The sequence below is a fragment of the Chitinophaga rhizosphaerae genome, from assembly GCF_003958645.1.
GTDB classification, from domain to species: Bacteria; Bacteroidota; Bacteroidia; order Chitinophagales; family Chitinophagaceae; genus Chitinophaga; species Chitinophaga rhizosphaerae.
This window is the reverse complement of the sequence record NZ_RXLO01000003.1, coordinates 560,583-580,830: the sequence shown is the minus strand read 5'-3', so window position 1 is coordinate 580,830 and position 20,248 is coordinate 560,583. Positions and strand designations below refer to the sequence as shown.

Here is a 20,248-nt window from a genome sequence, read left to right as displayed (position 1 = left end):
TCTTTTTATTTGATCAAAGCTACCAGTGCCGCGCGGGTCCGGGATTGCAGGTTATAGAAATTGACGCCCCAGCTGTTGCGGTAATATTCCACTACCATGGCTTCCTTCTGGCGGAGCAGTGCGCGCGCCGTTGCTGGCTGGGTACCGTCTCCCCCCGCCACGGTCACGTTGTTGACGATCCGGTCGAAGCCGCTGCGGCCTTCGGTCAGCATCGTGGCTACGATTTCCACGAAATCCTCGTCGGGGGCAGACATGGAATAAGCGGAGATAAACCCGCGGCGGCGGGCTTCGTCATCCGTGTAGTTCACCCAGTTAGCGGTGTATTTCCCAACGGTGATGCGCTTGTAGTCGGGCGAGTAGGCGACCGTTTGGTTCAGGATATGTCCGAATTCGTGCTGGATGGTGTGGAACATCAGTTTCACGTTGGCGGAGTCGCCCGGAACGAACCCCGGCATCCAGTTCACCCGGAAATCGTTCAGGGTGTACAGCTCGATGGTGCGGCCGCCTTCGGCGGTACCGAGGGTGATGGTGCCGTCCATATTATATTGGGAGCTGCCTACGAGCACGAAGTACTTGGGCGTAAAGCGTTTCACGAACAGGGCGCCCATTTCATCTTCGAACGGCTTGATCCATCCACGGCGGATGGTGCTGAGCACGGGGATGATCTTGGCTTCGTGCGGGGGCACGAGCGCCTTGGCAGGGTCCAGTTCGCCCTGTTCCCATTTATATTTCACGGTCATGTTGTAGGGCGTGGTCAAGCTGTCGATGATCCAGGTGTCGACAGGCCCTTTCGCCCAGTCGTCGCCCCCCAGTCCGGGGATGTTATCTACATTGCCCGGGGCGTCGTCTCTACGGCAACCGGCGAACAGGGCGAGCAACAGCAGCGATATCGTTAAATGCTTCATATGCATAATGGTTCGGGATTGATTTGGTTAACGGGGATTTTGCGGAACGCCTGATTCTCCGGCCGATTGCGGTATCTGGAACAACCTGCGGGGATCGTTGGCGGTCAGTGTATACGTTTTACCGTCGATCGTTTCGTGTACAACGGGGATGCGGTACCGGAGGATGTCGAACCAGCGCATGCCTTCCTGCATGAATTCCGCCTGTTTGAAATCCAGCACGGTTAAGACGATGCCGTCGCGGTCGGAGACGTTCCCGTAATAATTCCTGATCTTCGGCATGGTAAGTGCATCGGTCCCCGGATTGTAATTATCGAAATGGGTGCTGCTGTAGGCGTTGAGGTCCTGCAGCGCGCCGGCGGTATTGTTCAGATAAGCGTTTGCCTCGGCGCGGTTAAAGAGCACTTCTTCCGTCGTGAAAAGCGGCACCATCACATATCCACTCCCGATTTCCGCGTTCACGCTCTGACGCACGAAGTACTCGTTGACTTTCGGGAAGAAAACGCTGCTCGTGCCGGAAGTGCCGAGGTACGCCTGGTTCAGGAACGACCAGTCTGCCCCCACCACGTTGAAGTTGTAGTAATAGGCGAATAAATTTCGGTTCAAACCATAACGGGCACCGCGAATGCCGCGTGCCCACCAGGAAGCCGTTTCGCACAACAGCAGGTTGGCAGCTTCGGTAGACTTGGCATAATTTACCATCATTTCCTGCGCGGTAAACTGCAGGTAACGCGTATTCCAGGGCCGCAGCTTATCTACCACCGTCCCATCCGAAAAAACGGCATTGGCGTGTTGCACCACTTTGGCGTAATCTTTCTTGAAGAGGTAGAACCTTGCGGCAAATGCGTTGGCTGCGGCTTTGTTGAAATGGTAACGGGGAACGATATACGATTTTTCATCGATCAGCGGCAAACCTGCGAGCAGGTCTTTTTCGATCATTTCATACACATATGCCACCGTTTTGCGGTCGTATTGTTTCACCACTTCCTTTTCCGGTTCGGTTACATATGGTACGCCGGGTTTGGTAGCGGCAGTAGCGGGATCGTAAATCTCGGCGAAAAAGGTCACCAGCATGAAGTGCGCATAGGCGCGGCACAGCAGCGCTTCGCCTTTCTGGGCCATGTAGGCCGAAGGGTTCGGGGCCTTTTCGCAAACCGACAAGGCTTCATTCGCCGCAGCGATGGCGGTATAACAGGCGTTCCAGTAAAATTCGGGGGAATCCTGCTGATCGCTGCGTACGTCCGAATACGTAAAAGGGTCCACGTATTCGTTTTCCGTACTTCCCCCGCCCCTGTCGATCACATTGTCTGACGACAGTTCGGCAAACACGACGTAGCTCGCTCCGGGGTAAGCCGTGGCGAGCAGGCGAGACACCTGGTCCGGCGTGTTCAGCACCGCCCGGTTATCTGGCGGCTGTTCCAGGAACTTCTTGCAGCCTGTTGTGGTCAGCAGGGCGAGGAGTGCGAATATTTTCAAATGCTTTTGCATGGTCAATTCTTTTAGATGCCAACTTTCAGGGAGAGCGTAAATTGTTTCTGGACGGGCTGCGCTACGCCGCCTGCGTTAAAGAACTCCGGGTCCTGGCCTCTCAGCTTCGGATCGGCGTAGATCAGCCAGGGGTTGATGGCCGCGGCGGTTACGCTGGCGCTATTGAGACCGAGGCGATTTAACAGCGAAGGGCTCACCTGGTAGGAAAGCGACACCGTTTTCAGCCGGATCATATCCCCTTTGGCCACGCGCTCCGTGGAATAGTTGTAGTTGTTGTAAGGATACTCGCCGATCAGCTGGCTCTTTTCGAAGGCACCGAGGATGGAGGGCACCCGGGTATATTTCTCGTCGCCGGGCATTACCCACCGGTCTTTGAACTCCTTTGGCGTAGCCGTCAGGTCCGAATAGTTTTCGTTGAATGCGGGGTACAGGCGGATGGTGTTGCCGGCCTGGTACGTCAGGAATATGTTCAGCGATAACGATTTGTAACTAAAGGTGTTGGAGAAGCCGCCGGCGATGGTGGGATCTACCGGCCCTTCATACTTCAGGAACCCGACGTTGTAATCCTGCAGGTAAACGGCTCCGGACACTTCGCCTTTCTCGTTGTTGAAAGTGGGCTTGCCCGTCCGCGGGTCGAGGCCGGCGAACGGGATGGAGAAGAGCCCCCGGGCAGGGTATCCTTCTTTCGCCCCGCCTTCCGCCACTACCAGGCCGAAGATATCGGGCCGGTTGCGCAGCCGCGTGATTTTCGTGGTGTTATATCCGAAGGTCAGATTCGTTTTCCAACCCCAATCCTGCTTTTTGATCACCTGTCCGCCGATGAGGAACTCGATCCCTTTCGCATCCATGTCGGCGTAGTTGGCCGCTTTGAGCGACTGCCCGCCGATGCCGGAAGTGCGTACGATACTGATCAGATCGAAGCTCTGGCGCATATAAGCATCGATGCTCACGTTCACTTTATTTTTGAACAGGCCGAAATCGAGCCCGGCGTTGGTGGTGTACGCCTTCTCCCAGGTCAGGTCTTCGTTCTCCAGTTCCGCCAGCACGATCACCGATTCCATTTCGTTCAGGTAAGGCCGGTTGGTATTTATATTACGCAGCACGATGGTAGAGTTGGTGGCGGGGCCCATACTCGCCGTAAGACCGTAAGAGGCACGCACCGTCAGGTAATCGAGCCAGGTCTGTTCTTTCATGAACGGCTCTGCGTCTGCGTTCCAGGAACCTGCCACACTCCAGGTGGGGAGCCAGCGGGCGCGGGAAGAACTGCCCAGGCGGTTGGAACCGTCGTACCGGCCGGTAGCCGTCAGGTTATATTTCTGGCGATAGGAATAGCCGCCCGATCCGTAGAATGCCACGAAGCGGTCGTAATCCCTGCTCATACCATAATACGGGAAATTCGCCTCCAGGGTTTGCTTTACGATGCGATAGTCTACGAACGGCACCCCGCCATTACCATATTGATAACCGAACCCGGTATTGCTGGCGTTCTGACGGTCGGTGGATTTCACCTGCATGCCCGCCAGGAGGTTCAGGGAATGCCGGTCGTTGATCGTTTTGATGTAATTCAGGCTGGGGCGGATGTCGTAGTTGACCATCTGGTCTTCCGTACGGTTGTAGAAACCCCCGTACGGCAACACTACCACCGGTTCCGCTTCCGGATCTGCCGGGTCGCGGTAAAGGAATTTATTGTTGTTCCGGATGACGGAAGTGCTGGCGGCGCGATAGGCGTTGGCCATATTCGAGTTTTCCTTGATCTGGTGCTCCATCGACGATTTCACGTACCGCAGCGCACCCACGAAGTCCAGTTTCAGATCGTTGGTGATCTTGAAGGAGAAATCTCCCTGCAGCCGGATATCGGCCACATTGATGTCGAGATAGTTGTTCTCCAGCTCGGAAAGGATGTTGAACGGCGCGTAGTTCCGCTGAAAGTATTCCCGTTCTCCGTTCTCGTCGTACGGGGTCATCGTACGGCTGGCGTTGAGGGCGAAGCTGAAGGGATTGATGTCGAAATCGCGGTCCATCTGCCCCTGCACGGGGTTCGGGTTGCGTTTGAGCGACCCCGGCGCGCGCTGCTGGCGAACGGAGGCCAGCGTGGAGAAGCCCACGGAAAAGCGGTCAGACAGTTTATAGTTGTTCCGGAAATTCAGGGTATACCGGTTTACGCGGTCGGCGATCGTCCAGCCGTTGTCTCCATAATAACTGGTGGAGAAATACGACTGCGAGCGGTCGGTACCGAAGGAGATGCTGAGGGAATGCTCCTGGAGGAAGTTGTTTTTGAACAGCTCATCGTACCAGTCGGTATTGGCGGCAGCGTATCTTTTCAGGAAATTCCGCCGGCCTTCGACGGTATTGGGCACCTTGAAATTCCCGTTGGCGTCGGCCTGCAGGCCCTGGTACATTTTCCCGTATACGCCCCAGTTGGCATCATTGAGGCGCCCCACGTTCAGGAAGCCCTTTCTCTCCAGCTCGGCGAGCACAGACATCTGGTCGCCGGAGTTCATGATACTGTATTCCCCGTAAGAAGGAACGAGCTGCGTGCTGAAGTTGCCGGTGTAATTCACGACGGGTTTGCCGATCTTGCCTTTTTTGGTGGTGATCACCACTACCCCGTTCATGGCGCGGGCACCGTACAGGGCGGTGGCCGCGGCATCTTTCAGGATGGCGTAGCTTTCGATATCGTTCGGGTTGAGCCCTGCCACGGCGGAGCCGAGGAGCGTTGTCGGGTCGCCGGAAGAAAGCTGGTCGTTGGAGATATTCACCACATCTTCGAGCACCACACCGTCTACCACCCAGAGCGGTTTGTTATCGCCGTTGATGGAAGTGGCCCCGCGCACGCGGATTTTGGGAGCGGAACCGAAGGTGCTGGACACGTTCTGGATCGTTACGCCAGCGGCGCGGCCTTCGAGCATACGGCTGAGGTCGGCCACACCATCGATCTTGACGTCATCTGCTTTCAGTGTGGTGGCGGCGCCGGCGAACTTGCGCTTTTCCAGGTCCTGGAAACCGGTTACCACCACTTCAGACAGCTGGCCTTCCTGTTTACGAAGACTGATGTTCAGCGCCTGTCCACGAAATATAGCCACCACCGGCCGTTTGCCGAGGAAGGTGAACCGGAGGCTGTCGCCGTTGCGGGCGGCGAGCGCATAATAACCGTTGACATCGGAAAGCGTGCCCCTCCGGCTGACAAGGTTTTCGACGGTGACGCCGGGGAGGGGAAAATTTTCTTCCGCGTCCATGACGCGGCCACGGGCCATGGGTATGGAGTCCTGGTAAAAGGACGACCGTGGCACGGCTTCAGCAAGTTTCGGTGCGACGGCCAGTAAAGGTAATAGAAGAACTGCCGGGGACTTTTTCAGCCAATCCCGGACAATTGTATAGGATTCCATCATATGCATGGGTGTACATGATTTAAAATATTTCGATCTGGTTGATATGTCAGTCGCTCAAATTTCTATCTGCCCGGGGTGCTTCGACACAATGAGTTTAACAGACAATCAGGGGCGGTACTACATCATTGCAGACATAAGTTACGCAAATATTGTCAGGAAACGGGAAAATGCGACGGCTTTTTTAGCCCCCGGAAACCGGGCATAACACGTTATTATATTTCAACATATAACTGGTAGCCAAAGATGGGCGAAAGCCTGGTGGCCCATCCGTGAAACGTGGTATCTGGGAGGTATCGGGCGGGTTGTACGAGGAACCGTGGACGGGATTTCTGTCATAGGGAATAATGGTTTAGGCGTGTAAGTTAGTGCCTAATGTCTGCCACACAAAGCATCTGTTGGAAAAATCGTTTTTGCATAAGCGGCACATCGCTGTAATTTTATCGGGCCTGACCGACGGCAGGTGTAAATTTGTATTTCGATGGAACAGTTATTCGCGCATCTTTCCCGATACCACCCTATCAGCGACGCGGCCCGCCAGGCAGTGGCGGCCTGCTTCCGGGAAGACGTTCACGCCAAAAATGACATGCTCATCACCCAGGGCCAGGTCTGCCGCCGGCTGTATTTCGTGGAAAAGGGCTGCCTGCGCGGGTATTACCACCTGGAAGACAAGGAAGTGACGCATTGGTTCGGCTTCGAGCGCGACTTCGTGACATCGTTCCACAGCTTCACGACCGGCCAGCCTTCGGTGGAGAACATCCAGCTGATGGAGGGGGCGGTGCTCTGGTCGGTTTCGCGGGAGGATCTTTTACGGCTGCTCGACACTTTCCATGAACTGGAGCGGCTGGTGCGCATTGCGTATGAAAAATACTACCTCCGGCTGGAGGAACGCTATGTGAATTCGCAGTTCCGTACTGCGGCGGAGCGTTACGAGCAGCTGCTGGAACAGGCGCCCCACATCCTGGAGCGCGCCCCGTTGGGGTACGTGGCCTCTTACCTTGGCATTTCGCAGGAAACGCTGAGCCGTGTGCGGGGTCGCATTTAACATTTCCCGTTTTGTTTTTTGACGGATGTCAAAAGTCTGCCGGAAAGGCCGCCATACCTTGGTACCATAAATCAACACCTTTATGGAAACTAAACAACAACAGCCCTCTTCCGCATTCGTAGCCGCATCCTGGATAGCCCTGCTCGCCGGCATGGCAGCCTACAACATCGGTTTGTGGAATGCTGCCACCATGCAACTCAACGAAAAAGGATATTACTTCACCGTGCTGATGTTCGGCCTGTTCGCCGCCGTTTCCGTGCAAAAATCCGTGCGCGACCAGATGGAAGGCGTCCCCGTTACTGCGATATATTATGGCCTGTCGTGGTTCAGCACCATACTTTGCATCGTACTGCTGACCGTCGGGCTGTGGAACGCCGATCTCACCAGAAGCGAAAAAGGCTTCTACGCCATGTCTTTCGTACTGGCCATCTTCGGCGCCATCGCCGTGCAGAAAAACACCCGCGACGCGAAGTTTTTCCGCAACGAAGAAGCACCCAAACAGTGATTGTTAACCCGATATACCCGAAAACCCGGCCGCTTGGCCGGGTTTTCTTTGCCGTAAACTTGCCCTTCAACTCCCCAATTTCAGCAATTTCAACATCGACAAACCATTTCAACCGACCCTATTCACCCCCGAAGACCCTGCAAATCGCTATCATCGGAGACTACAATGCGTCTTTCCGGCCACATCTGGCTACCAATGAAGCCATCTCCCACGCACTCCCTCATTTCACCCGCCCAATGGGCTGCAGCCGGATGTCTACCGAAAGGATCGATCGCGAGTTCGACGACATCTTTCAACGGCACCAGGGCTTCCGGATCGCACCGGGAAGCCCGTACAACAGCATGGCCGGCGCTTGGCGGATCATAAAACATGCCCGAAAAAACAATATCCCCACACCCGGCACCTGCGGCGGATCCCAGCATATGGTCATCGAGTTTGCACGGAACCTAGCGGGCATCGCCAGCAACAACTGCATCCGCTCGTGCTGGCGTTCCTGAAAAGGATTTCCGGGAAATTAAGAAGCCTCCCGGTCCGGGAGGCTTTTTTCAGCTTGTTATTTATCCAGCAATTCGTTGATCATCAGTTCCAGCGTCCGGTGGTTGTGCTCATCTGTCCGGAAGTTCGAGAAAACGATGTTCCCTTCCTTGTCGATGAGGTAATTGGTCGGAGCGCCGCGGGCCACGAGGTTTCCGCGTTTGGCCGGCTCGTCGCGCACGGGCGTGAACGAGTAGCCGCTTTGATTGATGAAAGGCACCACGTAAGGGTCCTGCTCATGGGCGATGTTGATCCCGATATACGCCAGCTGGTCTTTTCCGTATTTCCGCACCACCGCTTCGAAATGCGGGAATTCCCCGCGGCAGGGGCCGCATCCGGGGAACCAGTACGTTACCAGCACCACTTTCCCTTTCAGGTCGGCCAGCGAAGTTTTACCGCCGGTCAGGTAGTTGTCCAGCGAAAAAGACGTAGCGGGTTTGGCGGCGGCTTTGCGCACTTTCCAAACGTCTGCCTGGATGGCATCGTTGTTCTTGCCCAGTTTGCCTGCGTACTTTTTCATGAGACCATACACTTCGTCGGTGGGATCTACGGCGTAATATTTCAACAGGCTGTCGTACGATCCGGCGGGATTGCCCATTGCGTCGTTAACGAGGGCGATCTCTTTGAGCAGTACAACTTGCGAGCTACTGTAGCGGATTTTCGGTGCGGAATTCAGCATCGCGATGGCATCTGCATGATCCCCCCTGGCCGCCAGTATGCGGCCGGCGAGCACTTTTTCTGCGACCGACCTGTTCTGCAGCCATTGTTTGTTTTCGCGCAGGGAATCGTTCTGCAGCATTTCGTTCGCCAGTTGCTGCGCCTTTTGCGCGTCTTTGGGAAGCAGGTAACTAAAATAGCTGCTCATGGAGCTGGATGCCCAGGACGATTTTCCGGGATCGAATTGCCTTCTCGACTGTTCCCACACCTTCACCTTCACTGCGGCGTTGGTGGAGCGCTGGGCCAGCCAGTAGAGCGCCTGCGCGCCTCTTTCCGTGCCGGGGAAACGGTCGGGCATGGAAAGCATGAGGTCATGGTGTTTCGCCGAATCCACATCTTCATGCGAGCTGGCGTAGTAAAAAGCGAAGTTGGCGTTTTTGGGATCCGATTCGGTGGCTTTGCGCAGGTATTCGCGTCCGGCGGCGAAATCGCCCCACCTTTCGGCGTCTATCCAGAGCATTTCATACGTTTCGCCGTTTTTGGGATCAAGCTGGATCACTTTCTCGAGGTAGGGTTTGGCGGCGGGAAGTTCCGCGTCGTACAGCGCCAGGGCGAAGGCGAACGGGATTTCCACGGATTTCGGGTGCGCCTTGATCCATTTATCGTACTGCGCCTTCACTTCAGCGCTTTCCACGCCGGCGAGGTAAATGTAGTCTTCATGCGCTTTCGCGTTCTTGAAGTTTTTTTCCACTGCTTTCCGCGCGGCGGCGATCTCGGCGGGCGTACCTTTTTTCTTTTCGGGAACCGGCCCCTGTGCGTGGGCGTTTATGGTTTGCAGACCGGCGATGGCCAACAATATGATGAGTTTTTTCATGATGGGTCTGATAAATTATATGTTACGGAACGATGGATCAATACGTGTTTTGAATGATGGCGCCGTTGCTGGCGATGATTTCCGTTCTCGGCAGCGGCGCTGCGAACCGGCGGCTTCCTTTCGGCAGGGAGTACATGATCTTCGGCTGATCTTTCTGCACCGCGGCGGAATTGTAAGGATAGAACTCCCGTGTGAGCGACACATCATCATTCGGATAGTTGTTGTTATTATACCGGCGGATGTCGAACCAGCGCTGTGCGAAAGGCATTTCGCGGCGGCGTTCCTGCAACACTTTGGCGATGGCATCGTCATCCGAAGTGGCGGAAAGGTTCACCCATGCCCCGGGTTCCATGCGTTTGGCACGCAGCTGGTTAACGGCCGCCATGGCGTCTCCCGGCTTGCCGGTGCGGGCCAGGCACTCGGCCTTGATGAGGAGCATCTCGGCAACGGTCGGGCCATTGAGCATACGGTCTTTAAAAAAGCAGATATACCCCGGGTAATCGTATGCCGGCTTGATCATGCCGCGGTCGTAGGAATAGCCTTCCACGATATGGTAACGGTAACGGAGGTCGTGATCCTTGTCGTAAAGGTCCAGCAGCGCCTTGCTGGGGATGAACCACCAGCTGTCGATACCGAGCACACGGAGATAGAGGGTTTCCTTCCAGCCCATGAGATCGGTCTGATCGGATTGGTTATCGTGGGTGTAGGGATATTGCAGCGTAACTGTTTTTGCTTCCGGCGTACCGGCGTTGATGGTCAGGGTTTGCGCTCTGCCGTATCGCATGTCGGTATTGTAATCCATCATGGTGCTGTATTCGTCTAGCGCGCCCTGCGCAAATTTCAGGGCTTCTGCGTAATTGCCGCGGGTGAGGTGGTACCTGGCGGCGAAAGCTTTCGCGCCGGTTTTACTGGCGCGCCAATGCCGGGGGCGGCCGTTCTGCACGAGGACCACATTGGTCTTGAGGGCTTCCACGAGGTCGGATTCGATCTGCTGGTACACTTTCCCGATGGGCGCACGGGCCATGGGCTCGTCGAATGAAGTAGATAGTTTGATGGGCACGTCGGGCTCGTTCTTCGTGGCGTCGTTGTACGGGAGGGCGTAAGTGTTCACCAGCTGAAAGTAGCTATAGGCACGGATGAGGTGCGCATCGGCCGCCAGCGAGGCTTTCTGTTCCGGGGTTCCGGAAACGGTTTCCAGGAGGTTCAATACCATGTTGGCCGTAAAGATTTTCTTGTACTCGTTGGTCCAGAAAAGCTCCCGGTTATCGTCTGGCAGGTATTGCCAGTCCCAGGTCGCGAACTGGACAACCGCCATGTTGAAAGGCGTGGGCGTTACGGCGTACATCTCCGCCAAAATACCATAGTCATCGGTACTGATTGCCGCCGAACGATTGGTTTCGGTGATGAAGCTGTTGTGCGAATTCAGGAGCGACTCCAGTTGTGAAGCGGTTTTTACTTCCAGTGCGGAAGTCTTGCTGGGACGCTCTTCCAGGAATTTATCGCAGGCCGTCAGGCCAAGGGCGCCGCAAATCACGGCGGTTCGGAATATATGTTTGAATTGGATCGTCATTTGTGAGCGGATTTTACATCTGAAAAAACAGGTTAGAGACTGCACTTGATACCAAGGGTAACCGTGGGCTGCGGACGAAGGTTGCCCATCGGGTATTCGGGATCTTCCTTCGCCTTGTTCGCATACACGGTAAACAGGTTGTTCCCCTGTGCAAAAATCTGCACCTGCTGGAAGCCGATCTTAGCCAGCTTCGCCTTGTCGAGATTGTAGGTGAGGTTCATTTCCTGCATCCGGATATGCCCGGCGTTTTCTACCAGGTAGCTCATGTAGGGATAGAAGCGGTCCCAGAAATAATAGCGGTCTTCCACATCGTTCTGCGGCAACGGCACTACCTGCTGCATATTACCGTTCAGCACGCCGGAATACTTGTTATTCGGCAACACACGGCCCCAAACGGCGGGATAGTTGAAGCTCATCCGGTCGAACACGTGCCCGAATTTCCCGGTCACGATGAAAGACAGGTCGAAATCATACACCCGGAAAGTGTTCATCAAGCCCAGTGTATATGGCGCCACGGTGGTGCCCATGTTTTGCAGGTAATTGCGGCCGTCGCCCGGCGTGAATGCGAAGAAATTGTATAAAGTCCCCTTGTCGCCATATACCATCGGCTGGCCGTCGTGCACGCCGGCGTAGCGGTAGCGCCAGATGTCGTTGGCGTTGGCGCCCTGCACGTAGGAGGCCGATCCGCCGTTCACCAGCGTATAAGCGGAATAGTTGGCGATGAACAGTTTCTCGATGCGGTTTTTATTATACGCGAAGTTCACGTTCCCCTGCCAGCTGATCCGTTTGGCGATGCGCTGCTGCGTACCGATTTCCAGTTCGATACCGCGGTTGCTGATCTCCGCATTGTTCAGTTTCTGGGTAGTGGTACCGTTGATGGCGGGGATCGTCACCTGCGCCACCTGGTCTTTCCCGTACTTGCTATACACATCGATCTTGCCGAACAGTTTGTTCCCGAAAAGGCCATAATCCAGCCCGAGGTTCCAGGTAGCGGTTTTCTCCCAACGCAGGGAAGGGTTGCCGAAACTGGAAATGGTAGCCGTGTAATCGTTGGTAAACACGTTCGGAACCGCGCCAATGGCGATGAGCGGTTTGAAGGAGGTTGTCCGGTCTTCGTTACCGTTGTAACCATAGGTGGCGCGGACGTTCAGGCGGTTGACGAACTGCAGGTTTTCCATGAAACGCTCGCGGTGCGCCGCCCATCCCAAACCGGCCGACCAGAACGGAGAATACCGGTATTTCGGATCGTCGGCGATGATGTTGGACGCATCCGTACGGAAGCTTCCGGAAACGGTATACCGGCCCCGGTAAGTATAGGCGAGATTGGCGAAAGAAGAGAAATAACGGTTGGTGTTGTACGCGAAAGTATTGCCGTATGGGATGGTGAAATTATTCCCCTGCCAGTTCTGGATCGTTTTGAACGTTCCGCCCGGCCCGTTCGGGAAAATCCCCGAAGTCAGCGTTTCATCGTTATACCCGTACGTGATCGGGCTTCCGAAGAATTCCGTCACCTGGTTGGCGATTTCCACACCGGCGATGATATTCACTTCATGGTCCCGTTTAAAAATGTTGTTGTAGTTCACGGAGTTCCGCCAGTTGTAGGCCTGGGTCCGGTATCGGTTCTGCTCCAGGATGCTGCCTTTGGCGATATTGGGCGTCAGCGCGCCGGAGCTTTGGTTCCACGATGTGGCTTCGTTGATCCGCTTGCGCACGGCGAACGTGTTCTCGTTGTTGAGGTTGCGGACGAAGTTGTTGAAGATCTCGTACTGGAACTTGCTATCGAACGTAAGCCCCTTCATCAGTTTAAAAGTCAGCCCGGCCATGAAACGCGCGTTCAGCTGCGTGCGGGTCCGTTTGCGGTTATTGATCTCCTGCACGGGATTGTACGTCCAATCGGCATAGGGGAACCTTCCGGTGGGTACCGACCGCTCCAGGATGGGCATGTAATATTGTGCGATATTGGCGTACGACCCGTCGGGATTCAAGAGCATTTCGTACGGGGTGAACTCCTGGATGTCCGACAGCCGGATGCCGCTGGAGTCCTGTTTATTGTAATGTACCATCCCGCCGATGCTCAGGTCCAGCCATTTGGTCAGGTTGGCCATGGAGCGGAAGTTGAGGAGGTATTTTTGGTATCCGGTGTTCCGGAAGTTGGAGTTGTTGTTCTCGAACAGCAGCGAAACCATGTTGGTCATTCTCCCGGTGGAGCCCGACAGGCTGAGGTTATACTGCTGTGTGGCCGGGTTATCGAGCAGCAGGTCGCGGATCTGGCCTTTGTTGCTCTGGCGGCTCAGCTGGGCGAGGATTTCATCACGTTTTGTTTCTGAAATGATACCGAGGTAATGCTCGCTGAGGGCAACGAGGCCCGGCGACCATGCTAAATCGGCCTGGTCTACGGAACCGGAATTGATCTCGGCGCTCCATTTGTTGAAAGCGCGTTTTTCATAGTCGATCGTTTCGGCGGAAGTGGCCAGCGGGTTCACGTAGTCGAGGTCCATTTTGCCGCCCATTTTGGTGAAAGCGGAAAAATCGATCCGGAGCGGCGTGTTGCGCTGTCCCCTTTTCGTTACCACCACGATGACGCCGTTGGCGGAACGCGCGCCCCAGATAGATGCGGCAGCCGCGTCTTTGAGGACGGTAATGCTTTCCACATCGTTGGGGTTGATGGTATTGAAGTCGCCGTTGATGGGGAAACCGTCTACCACCACCAGCGGGGCCGCCGTGGCATAGAGGCTCGATTTGCCGCGGATTTCGAAAGTGGGGTTGCCGTCTACGTCCAGCTTGGCCTGCACGCCGGCCGTGGTGCCGATGATGCGGCTGCCGATATTGGTGGCCGGACGGGCCAGTTGTTCCTTGTCGATATACCCGAACGATCCCGTCGCACGTTCCTTGTTCAGCTGCTGGAAGCCGGTGTTCACCACGGTTACGGTGCCCAATGTCCGCGCGCCTTTCATCACCACGCTGATCGTGCTGCGGCCGTTTACCGGTACGATCTGCGTTTCCAGGCCCACGTAACTGAACACGAGGCTCGAATTGCGGCTGGGTACGCTGAGGGCGAACTCGCCGTTCCGGCCGCTGAAAGTTCCGCCGCTGGAGCCTTTTACGGAAATGCTCACACCTTCGAGCGGCTCCCCGGCAGCGTCCGTGACGCGTCCTTCCACGCGGACCATCTGGCTGATAGCGCGCCGGTCGGCCACCACGATCATATCGTTTTCCAGCATCCTGAAATCGAGCAGGGTGCGGCCCAGCGCATGGCTCAACACTTCAGACACGGCGGTGTTCTGCACATCTATGCTAACCCGGTAATTGCGGGGAATAACGTCGTTGGAAAAAACGAACCGGTAATCCGTTTTCTTCTCGATCGAATTGAACAGTTGCTGAACAGAAACATCATTCAGTCTCAAAGTCACTTTAGTGTCCTGCGAGTAGGTGCTCGCACTTACGTGAAGGCAAGCCATCACCATAAGGATAATGGTTAGTTTCATACACATCAACAATTTGACGGGGACCCATGGCGCCCCCTTTCCCCAGCCTGGAAGTTGGTTTTTTTGCATACTTTCGTACAGGTTTAAAGTGAATAAACAGGAAACAGGTTACCGCGTCAACAGTGTGCCTGTCTCCCAGCTTTTACCGGGGGGAATGCGTCACCATTCCCCCTTTTTTATGTCTTGATGCAGGGCAGCAGCGCGTCACCGCTCCTTCCCTTCCATCCTACTGTTGCAATACCACGGTATGGTCGCCTTCGAACCGGAACCGGAAGCCCCTCGATAACTGCAGTACTTCGAGCACCCGCTGCAGGGTTTCCTTGTTGAAATGCCCGGTGAAGCGGTACCCGCGCAGTTCTTCGGATTCGAACCGGATCTGCACGCCGTACCAGCGTTCCAGCTTCCGGGCGATGTCCCCGAAAGTGTCGTCGGCAAAAATCAGCCGGTTGTCGACCCATGATAGTTCAACAATTGCACTGTCGTGTGGAATGTGTGTGAGAGAGTCGATAAGATAGTGGCGCCCGGCCTTTTTCGTATCTGCCTGCCGGGGCGTTAATGGTTGAATGTCCTGTATTTCTTTGTTCCTGGCGATCACCAGTTTTTCTTTCGGCCGGAGGTACACCTGGTGGCCGGCGCGTGTGTCTATCCGCACCCGCCCCCTGATCAGCGATGTCTCCACCGTCTCGTCGTCTTTATATGCTTTTACGTTAAAAGCCGTGCCCAGCACGGTAATGTCCATGTCTTCGGTATGGATCACGAATGGCGAAGACGCGTCTTGCGCGATGTCGAAAAACGCTTCGCCTTCGAGTGTGAGCGTGCGCTTCCCTTGCTGGAAGCCATCGTCCAGCCGCAGGGTACTGGCGGCGTTGAGCACTACCTTCGTACCGTCCGGCAACTGGAAAGCCTTCCGCTCGCCGGGTTTACTGGCATACATGGCCGTTTCCCCGATTGCCGTTCCCGCCGGAGGCGCATCTTTTCCGGCCTGGATCCACATCATCGTCAGCACCAGCCCCGTGAGCGTGGCCGCCACGGCGAGCGCGTACCACTTCCAGCCGTTGCCCCGTGTCACCGGCCGCAGCTGCGGTGCCTGCATCCCCGGCCTGATCCCTTCCGCCAGCAATGCGTCTGTGAACCGGCGGTGATGACCGGCGAATGTTTCCGCATCCAGCCCACCGTTCAGCCGAAGATAAATTACCCTGGCGGCCTGCACCAGCTCCCGCTTCTCGGGATGCGCGGCCAGCCACTGCTCCCAAAACCGCACTGCCACCGGGTTTGTACCGGTACAGAACTGCTGGAAAGACTCATCCATCACCAGGTCCTCCGCTTTATGCCGCAAGTAATTCATTCCGCTCTTTATCCTATAGAGGAGCAGATCACATCGATTTACTATGAAAATGTTAAATTTTTTTTCCGCTATTGCAAAATCAGGAGCAACGCCGCGGAAATGAGGGCTTCAAGTGGCAGCCCCGATTGCTGCACATGCCCCTTCAGCTCGTTTTTCAGCTGCTTGAGGGCATCGTGTATAATATTATAGGCGGTCCGTTTGGTAATGCCGCAGGTGAGGGCGATGTGGTCGTAGTCGAGATCTTCGAAGAATTTCATCCGCAAAAGCTGCTGCTGGCGCTGCGTGAGCCGGCGGAAAGCCTGGGAAAACGCCTGGGTGAAAGCGTCGTTCCCTTCGATGGCCGTGAGGTAATCTTCATGCGACCATTCGGGACCCTGACCATCAGGAACGGCCAGGTGGCGCTCCTGGCGCTTCTTCCCGGAAGCGATCTCGTGCATGATCCGGCGGTGCTGGCAGGTGATGAGGTAGGCGCGCACATTGGCGACCTCGGGCAGCGTGTGGCGCTTTTCCCAGAGGTCGAGCAGCACGGCGGTAAAGCAATCGTTGGCAAGATCGCGGTCGCCTGTGAGTTTTACCCCGTAATTGATCAGTCCTATATAATGCAGCTGGTATAAAGCGGACAATGCATCCGTGTTCCCGTCCCGTAGCTGGTTCCAATACTCCTGCGTGTGCAAATTCCCGTTCATGCTCGTTAGTTGGTTGATAAGGGGCGGATGAATCGCTTCGAAAAATGATGTTACCAAGGTAAGGCATTATGCCGGAATTTGCAACCGGGGCCCGGCTTGCCTGCCGGAATTAAAAAAGCCCGCGCCATTGCGCGGGCCAGTAAAAATGTTCGTTTACCAGGATCAGGAACCCGTAACCGGTTGGCCGGCGGGCGATACCGAATCCGCTTTTTCCGGCGCCTTGTCGATCAGCTCCATGAACTGGTCGAGCTTCGGCGTGATAATGATCTGGGTGCGACGGTTGCGGGAACGTCCTTCTTCCGCGTCGTTGGACGCGATGGGGTTGTACTCGCCGCGGCCACCTGCGGTCAACCGTTTGGGGTCTACACCATAAGTGGTCTGGAGGGCCTGTACAACAGACGAAGCGCGCAGGGCGCTGAGGTCCCAGTTGTTACGGATGTTCTTCTGACTGATGGGCACATTGTCCGTATTACCCTCGATCAGCACTTCGTAATCGCGGTAGTCGGTGATGATTTTCGCGATTTTGCTGAGCGTTTCGCCGGCGGCGGGAGAAATTTCGTAGCTGCCGGAGCGGTAGAGCATTTTGTCGGACAGTGAAATGTACACAACGCCTTTCAGCACCTGCACGTCCACATCACGCATTTCTTCGCGACTGAGGGAGCGGGTGAGGTTGTTGGTGAGCACCATGTTGAGGGAGTCGCTCTTGTTCTTGGAGTTCACCAGCTGCTGGATGTAGCGGTTGGATGCGTTGATCTCGTCTACCAGTTTGGAGATATTCACGTTCCCCTGGCTGGAGGAGTTCAGACATTTGTTCAGCGCGTCCTGCAGGGAGCGCAAGCCGGCGCGCTGCTGCGCGATCTGCTCTTCCAGGCTGCGAACACGGGTGGTGGAGCCGGACATTTCGCGCTGGCAATCCTGGTACTTGTCGTTCAGCGCCTTGTAGTCGTTCTGTAATTCACCGTATGTACCCTGCAATGCGGCGAACTTCTTGTTGCTGACGCAACTGCTGCCGAAGATGGCGATCGCGACGACCGCCGTCGATATTCCTATAATTTTCATACAAAAGGATTAAGATTCATATTGTTACAAAGGTTGTACCATACTCTTGCGGATAGCACATTTTATTAACAATCAGTCAACAAGAAATGTTCGACGGGTATAATGTGTTAGAAAACCGCGATATGTAGCAGCGGTTCCCGGGGTTTCCCGGGGTGCAGCGAAGGGTTAGGGCGCCAGTCCGAATCGTTGATGTTTCGTATCCAGTACCAATATATTATGGAGGAAAAGTTTGTTCCCCGTCATCCCCCCGATCCCGAGTTGCGCCATGAAAGCCGCCTGCCGGGGGTCCGTCCCTTCCATGCAGGAAACCGCACGAATGGGGATCGACACGCCGGCCAGCCGCACGTTCCCTTTTGCTGGAAAAGTAAAGGCAGTGAGCGTTCTACCCCAGGAACCGACGGGGAAGCGGCGCGCTTCGGCGCCGGGGCTCGCCATCCGGCTGCACGTTTGCGGGTCTGTAAGCAGTTCGAACATACTGGAGCCGGTATCGAAAAAGAGAAGCGTTTCCCTGCCGTCGATGCTTGCGGGAAGCAGGATACGGTTGTGTGCGTATGTAAAATCAAATAGCCCGATGTTGGGCGGGACAGACGAACGCAGGGTGATGCGGCGTTTCGGGTAATCTATGACGGCGACGCGGTTTAACAGCAGATCGCCACCAATGGTGCCGATGATTTCCGGGCGGCGGGATCGCCAGTCGATGGAAGTGGAATCGAACTGTTTGACGGCGATAGCCGGGGCCGTGATGGTCGCTTTCCCGGATTGGAAAGTAAAGCGCCGAAGGGAATCGGTATCCGGCATTGCAGCCGGGTACCTGGCACGGATGGCGTCGATCTTGTTTTTGTACAGGATGGAAGCGGGGGCGCCGAGATCGAACTGCATGAAAAATTGCCGTGGACAGTGTTGTAATGTAACCGGGATGAGCATGGCGGCGTGGGGTTCCCATTCCCCGTGGATGGAATCTCCCTGCCATCGAAACCCGACGGCGGCACCATCCCGCACATCCATCGGAATGATGTTTTGGGCTACAAGGAAAGTCAGTGGCCATACGGCGAGGCAGGCGGTCCAAATCAATTTTCGCATGAATTATTTTTCGTGCAAACCTATCCCGCCGGCGGCGCCTTTCCACCGGCATTCCCCCGACATTTACCCGACATTTATTGATAATCAATTAATTATAACGTATCCACCCGGCGCACATCCCGCAGCACCAACACCGCATTCACCGCATACATGGCAAAGAGCGGCCAGAGATAATGGAGCTTGAACGGAGGCCCGAAGTTCCGCACAGCGATGAAATTATACAGGACGGTCAGCAGCATCACGCCGTTCGTGGCCACCACCCAATACATCTGCTGCCGGATCACTTGCCGCGCGAAGCGGGTGAACTTCGGCTCGGAGAAACGATATTTCCGGAGCAGCGCCACCGGCAACATGAAGTGGACGATCGGAACCAACAGGAAACTGAAGCACGACAGGCACAGCATCCGCAGGTTGAATCGCTCGGCATCGGTATCCGCCGTATCGGGCAGGGCGCCTCCGGAAAGCGATTCGAACGTTACGCCCAACGCCTCGGCCAGCGCCTTTACCGTAAAAGCCCTTGGCACACTGTCCCCGCTTTCGATCCGCTGGATGGTGCGCACGGTCACGTTGGCACGGTCTGCCAGCTCCTCCTGCGTGAGGCCTTTTTGCTTCCTGGTCTGGATGAGTTGTTGGGAGATGCTCATTGTGGCGAAGGTAACACCAATTCTTACTTTCAGGTGTAAAATCGATGCATGGATTTTGCCTGTTTCAATGCCAGTCATGCCCGCAAAACCGGCATTGCCTTGCCACCGGGCTGCGGGTGATCTTCCCGCACGACGGGCAAAAGAGCCGCCTCGCGGCGGCTCTTTTCAGGATATATAGGAAACAGTGTTACCGGGCCCTGTCCGGGACAAAGAACATCCGCGACACCTCAAGCCCCCAGGCGCCGGGGGTAACCAAATACTGCTGCACCAGGCCTTTTTCACCGGCCAGCGGCAGGAATAACCCTGTGGCGGACAAACGGCTCTGGCTTTCATCATTCTGGAAGGCCCACTGGTCCGTGGTCCCGGTTTTGGTGAAACATATGAATGCTTTGTCTTGCATGTTTTTGGTGGTGAATTGTTCCGCCGCCAGGTAATCGACGTACGTCCAGCCGTTGGGCCGCACGTTTTTGGCGAGGTAGGCGCGGTGTTCGTTCCCATTCTCTTCCGTCCGGTAGAGGAAGATGTCGATCGGCTCGTTGCTGTCCGGGTTGCGCGCAAAGAAACCCAGTTTGTTGGTGTTGGGATCAGCCGCAGGCGGTTGCGAAGGCACTTCCTTTCCATCGATATACACAAAATTGATATGGGCCCTGGAACCGGATTCGGGAAGCACCTGCCGGAAGATCACCGCTTTCGTCACGGTATCCGTAATCACGAGGGTTTTGTTCTTCCTGTTTTGCGGATAGTTGTACATCGCGTAGAAATGCAGTACGGAAACGGGTTTTACGATATAGTCGCCGTTTCTGACGCTTACGTCGAAAACCGTGGTGTCGATGGAAAACTGCAAGGCATGTTCAGAACCGTTGTACCCCGTTACCATGACCTGCATGGCCCTTTCCATGTTTATATCGTCTTTGTTGCAGGAAGTCATTGCAAAAGGCGCCAACGCCAGTAGCACGACGAAAATTCTATTCTTGATAAACGTTTGCAT

Annotated in this window: 15 protein-coding genes; 3 read left to right on the top strand and 12 right to left on the bottom strand. The window is 55.5% G+C overall.

The features are described 5' to 3' along the window. Positions 1-5: 5 nt before the first annotated feature. Genes EJ361_RS09460 through EJ361_RS09450 form a run of 3 tightly spaced genes read right to left on the bottom strand, consistent with a single transcriptional unit; the run spans position 6 to position 5,644 of the window. Entirely contained in the window at positions 6-905 is a 900-nt protein-coding gene (locus tag EJ361_RS09460) for a zinc-binding metallopeptidase (protein ID WP_126245236.1), read from the bottom strand. Positions 906-932: 27 nt separating this feature from the next. After that, a complete protein-coding gene (locus EJ361_RS09455) occupies positions 933-2,390 on the bottom strand; it encodes a RagB/SusD family nutrient uptake outer membrane protein (RefSeq protein WP_126245235.1) in 1,458 nt (485 codons plus the stop codon). Positions 2,391-2,401: 11 nt separating this feature from the next. Further along, complete coding sequence (locus EJ361_RS09450) at positions 2,402-5,644, bottom strand: SusC/RagA family TonB-linked outer membrane protein (protein WP_240646599.1); 3,243 nt, start codon at positions 5,642-5,644, stop codon at positions 2,402-2,404. Between the two features lie 613 nt (positions 5,645-6,257). Between EJ361_RS09450 and EJ361_RS09445 the strand changes: the two genes are divergently transcribed. From EJ361_RS09445 to EJ361_RS09435, 3 genes are all read left to right on the top strand, one after another. Beyond that, positions 6,258-6,821: a Crp/Fnr family transcriptional regulator gene (locus EJ361_RS09445; protein ID WP_205686968.1), complete on the top strand. Its 564-nt coding sequence runs from the start codon at positions 6,258-6,260 to the stop codon at positions 6,819-6,821. Positions 6,822-6,903: 82 nt separating this feature from the next. After that, positions 6,904-7,326, top strand: coding sequence for an inner membrane protein YiaA (gene yiaA, locus EJ361_RS09440; RefSeq protein WP_126245233.1), 423 nt, complete (start codon positions 6,904-6,906; stop codon positions 7,324-7,326). A 251-nt stretch (positions 7,327-7,577) separates the two neighbouring features. Continuing rightward, positions 7,578-7,823: a glutamine amidotransferase-related protein gene (locus EJ361_RS09435; RefSeq protein ID WP_164714151.1), complete on the top strand. Its 246-nt coding sequence runs from the start codon at positions 7,578-7,580 to the stop codon at positions 7,821-7,823. A gap of 56 nt (positions 7,824-7,879) precedes the next feature. Here EJ361_RS09435 and EJ361_RS09430 read toward each other — a convergent pair whose 3' ends face one another. From EJ361_RS09430 to EJ361_RS09390, 9 genes are all read right to left on the bottom strand, one after another. Next, positions 7,880-9,391, bottom strand: coding sequence for a redoxin domain-containing protein (locus EJ361_RS09430; RefSeq protein WP_126245231.1), 1,512 nt, complete (start codon positions 9,389-9,391; stop codon positions 7,880-7,882). A 37-nt stretch (positions 9,392-9,428) separates the two neighbouring features. Beyond that, positions 9,429-10,961 carry a RagB/SusD family nutrient uptake outer membrane protein gene (locus EJ361_RS09425; RefSeq protein ID WP_126245230.1) on the bottom strand — a complete coding sequence of 511 codons (1,533 nt, stop codon included), beginning with the start codon at positions 10,959-10,961 and terminating at the stop codon, positions 9,429-9,431. 32 nt (positions 10,962-10,993) lie between these two features. Beyond that, positions 10,994-14,446, bottom strand: coding sequence for a SusC/RagA family TonB-linked outer membrane protein (locus EJ361_RS09420; protein WP_164714150.1), 3,453 nt, complete (start codon positions 14,444-14,446; stop codon positions 10,994-10,996). A gap of 226 nt (positions 14,447-14,672) precedes the next feature. After that, positions 14,673-15,791 (bottom strand): FecR family protein, encoded by a 1,119-nt coding sequence (locus tag EJ361_RS09415; protein ID WP_126245228.1) that lies wholly within the window; start codon positions 15,789-15,791, stop codon positions 14,673-14,675. Positions 15,792-15,859: 68 nt separating this feature from the next. Further along, entirely contained in the window at positions 15,860-16,477 is a 618-nt protein-coding gene (locus tag EJ361_RS09410) for an RNA polymerase sigma factor (RefSeq protein ID WP_126245227.1), read from the bottom strand. 162 nt (positions 16,478-16,639) lie between these two features. Next, positions 16,640-17,536, bottom strand: coding sequence for an OmpA family protein (locus tag EJ361_RS09405; protein ID WP_126245226.1), 897 nt, complete (start codon positions 17,534-17,536; stop codon positions 16,640-16,642). A gap of 165 nt (positions 17,537-17,701) precedes the next feature. Beyond that, positions 17,702-18,616 (bottom strand): hypothetical protein, encoded by a 915-nt coding sequence (locus tag EJ361_RS09400; protein WP_126245225.1) that lies wholly within the window; start codon positions 18,614-18,616, stop codon positions 17,702-17,704. A gap of 92 nt (positions 18,617-18,708) precedes the next feature. Then, positions 18,709-19,260, bottom strand: a complete 552-nt coding sequence (locus EJ361_RS09395; protein WP_164714149.1) for a helix-turn-helix domain-containing protein — start codon at positions 19,258-19,260, stop codon at positions 18,709-18,711. Between the two features lie 187 nt (positions 19,261-19,447). Further along, a complete protein-coding gene (locus EJ361_RS09390) occupies positions 19,448-20,248 on the bottom strand; it encodes a hypothetical protein (protein ID WP_126245223.1) in 801 nt (266 codons plus the stop codon).

Excerpts from the sequence above, each read along its gene's own strand:
- yiaA (WP_126245233.1), top strand. The coding sequence starts at position 6,904 with ATGGAAACTAAACAACAACAGCCCTCTTCCGCATTCGTAGCCGCATCC.
- EJ361_RS09410 (WP_126245227.1), bottom strand. The coding sequence starts at position 16,477 with ATGAACGGGAATTTGCACACGCAGGAGTATTGGAACCAGCTACGGGAC.
- EJ361_RS09430 (WP_126245231.1), bottom strand. The coding sequence starts at position 9,391 with ATGAAAAAACTCATCATATTGTTGGCCATCGCCGGTCTGCAAACCATA.
- EJ361_RS09415 (WP_126245228.1), bottom strand. The coding sequence starts at position 15,791 with ATGAATTACTTGCGGCATAAAGCGGAGGACCTGGTGATGGATGAGTCT.
- EJ361_RS09455 (WP_126245235.1), bottom strand. The coding sequence starts at position 2,390 with ATGCAAAAGCATTTGAAAATATTCGCACTCCTCGCCCTGCTGACCACA.
- EJ361_RS09395 (WP_164714149.1), bottom strand. The coding sequence starts at position 19,260 with ATGAGCATCTCCCAACAACTCATCCAGACCAGGAAGCAAAAAGGCCTC.
- EJ361_RS09400 (WP_126245225.1), bottom strand. The coding sequence starts at position 18,616 with ATGCGAAAATTGATTTGGACCGCCTGCCTCGCCGTATGGCCACTGACT.
- EJ361_RS09435 (WP_164714151.1), top strand. The coding sequence starts at position 7,578 with ATGTCTACCGAAAGGATCGATCGCGAGTTCGACGACATCTTTCAACGG.
- EJ361_RS09420 (WP_164714150.1), bottom strand. The coding sequence starts at position 14,446 with ATGAAACTAACCATTATCCTTATGGTGATGGCTTGCCTTCACGTAAGT.
- EJ361_RS09460 (WP_126245236.1), bottom strand. The coding sequence starts at position 905 with ATGAAGCATTTAACGATATCGCTGCTGTTGCTCGCCCTGTTCGCCGGT.
- EJ361_RS09445 (WP_205686968.1), top strand. The coding sequence starts at position 6,258 with ATGGAACAGTTATTCGCGCATCTTTCCCGATACCACCCTATCAGCGAC.
- EJ361_RS09450 (WP_240646599.1), bottom strand. The coding sequence starts at position 5,644 with ATGGCCCGTGGCCGCGTCATGGACGCGGAAGAAAATTTTCCCCTCCCC.
- EJ361_RS09390 (WP_126245223.1), bottom strand. The coding sequence starts at position 20,248 with ATGCAAACGTTTATCAAGAATAGAATTTTCGTCGTGCTACTGGCGTTG.
- EJ361_RS09405 (WP_126245226.1), bottom strand. The coding sequence starts at position 17,536 with ATGAAAATTATAGGAATATCGACGGCGGTCGTCGCGATCGCCATCTTC.
- EJ361_RS09425 (WP_126245230.1), bottom strand. The coding sequence starts at position 10,961 with ATGACGATCCAATTCAAACATATATTCCGAACCGCCGTGATTTGCGGC.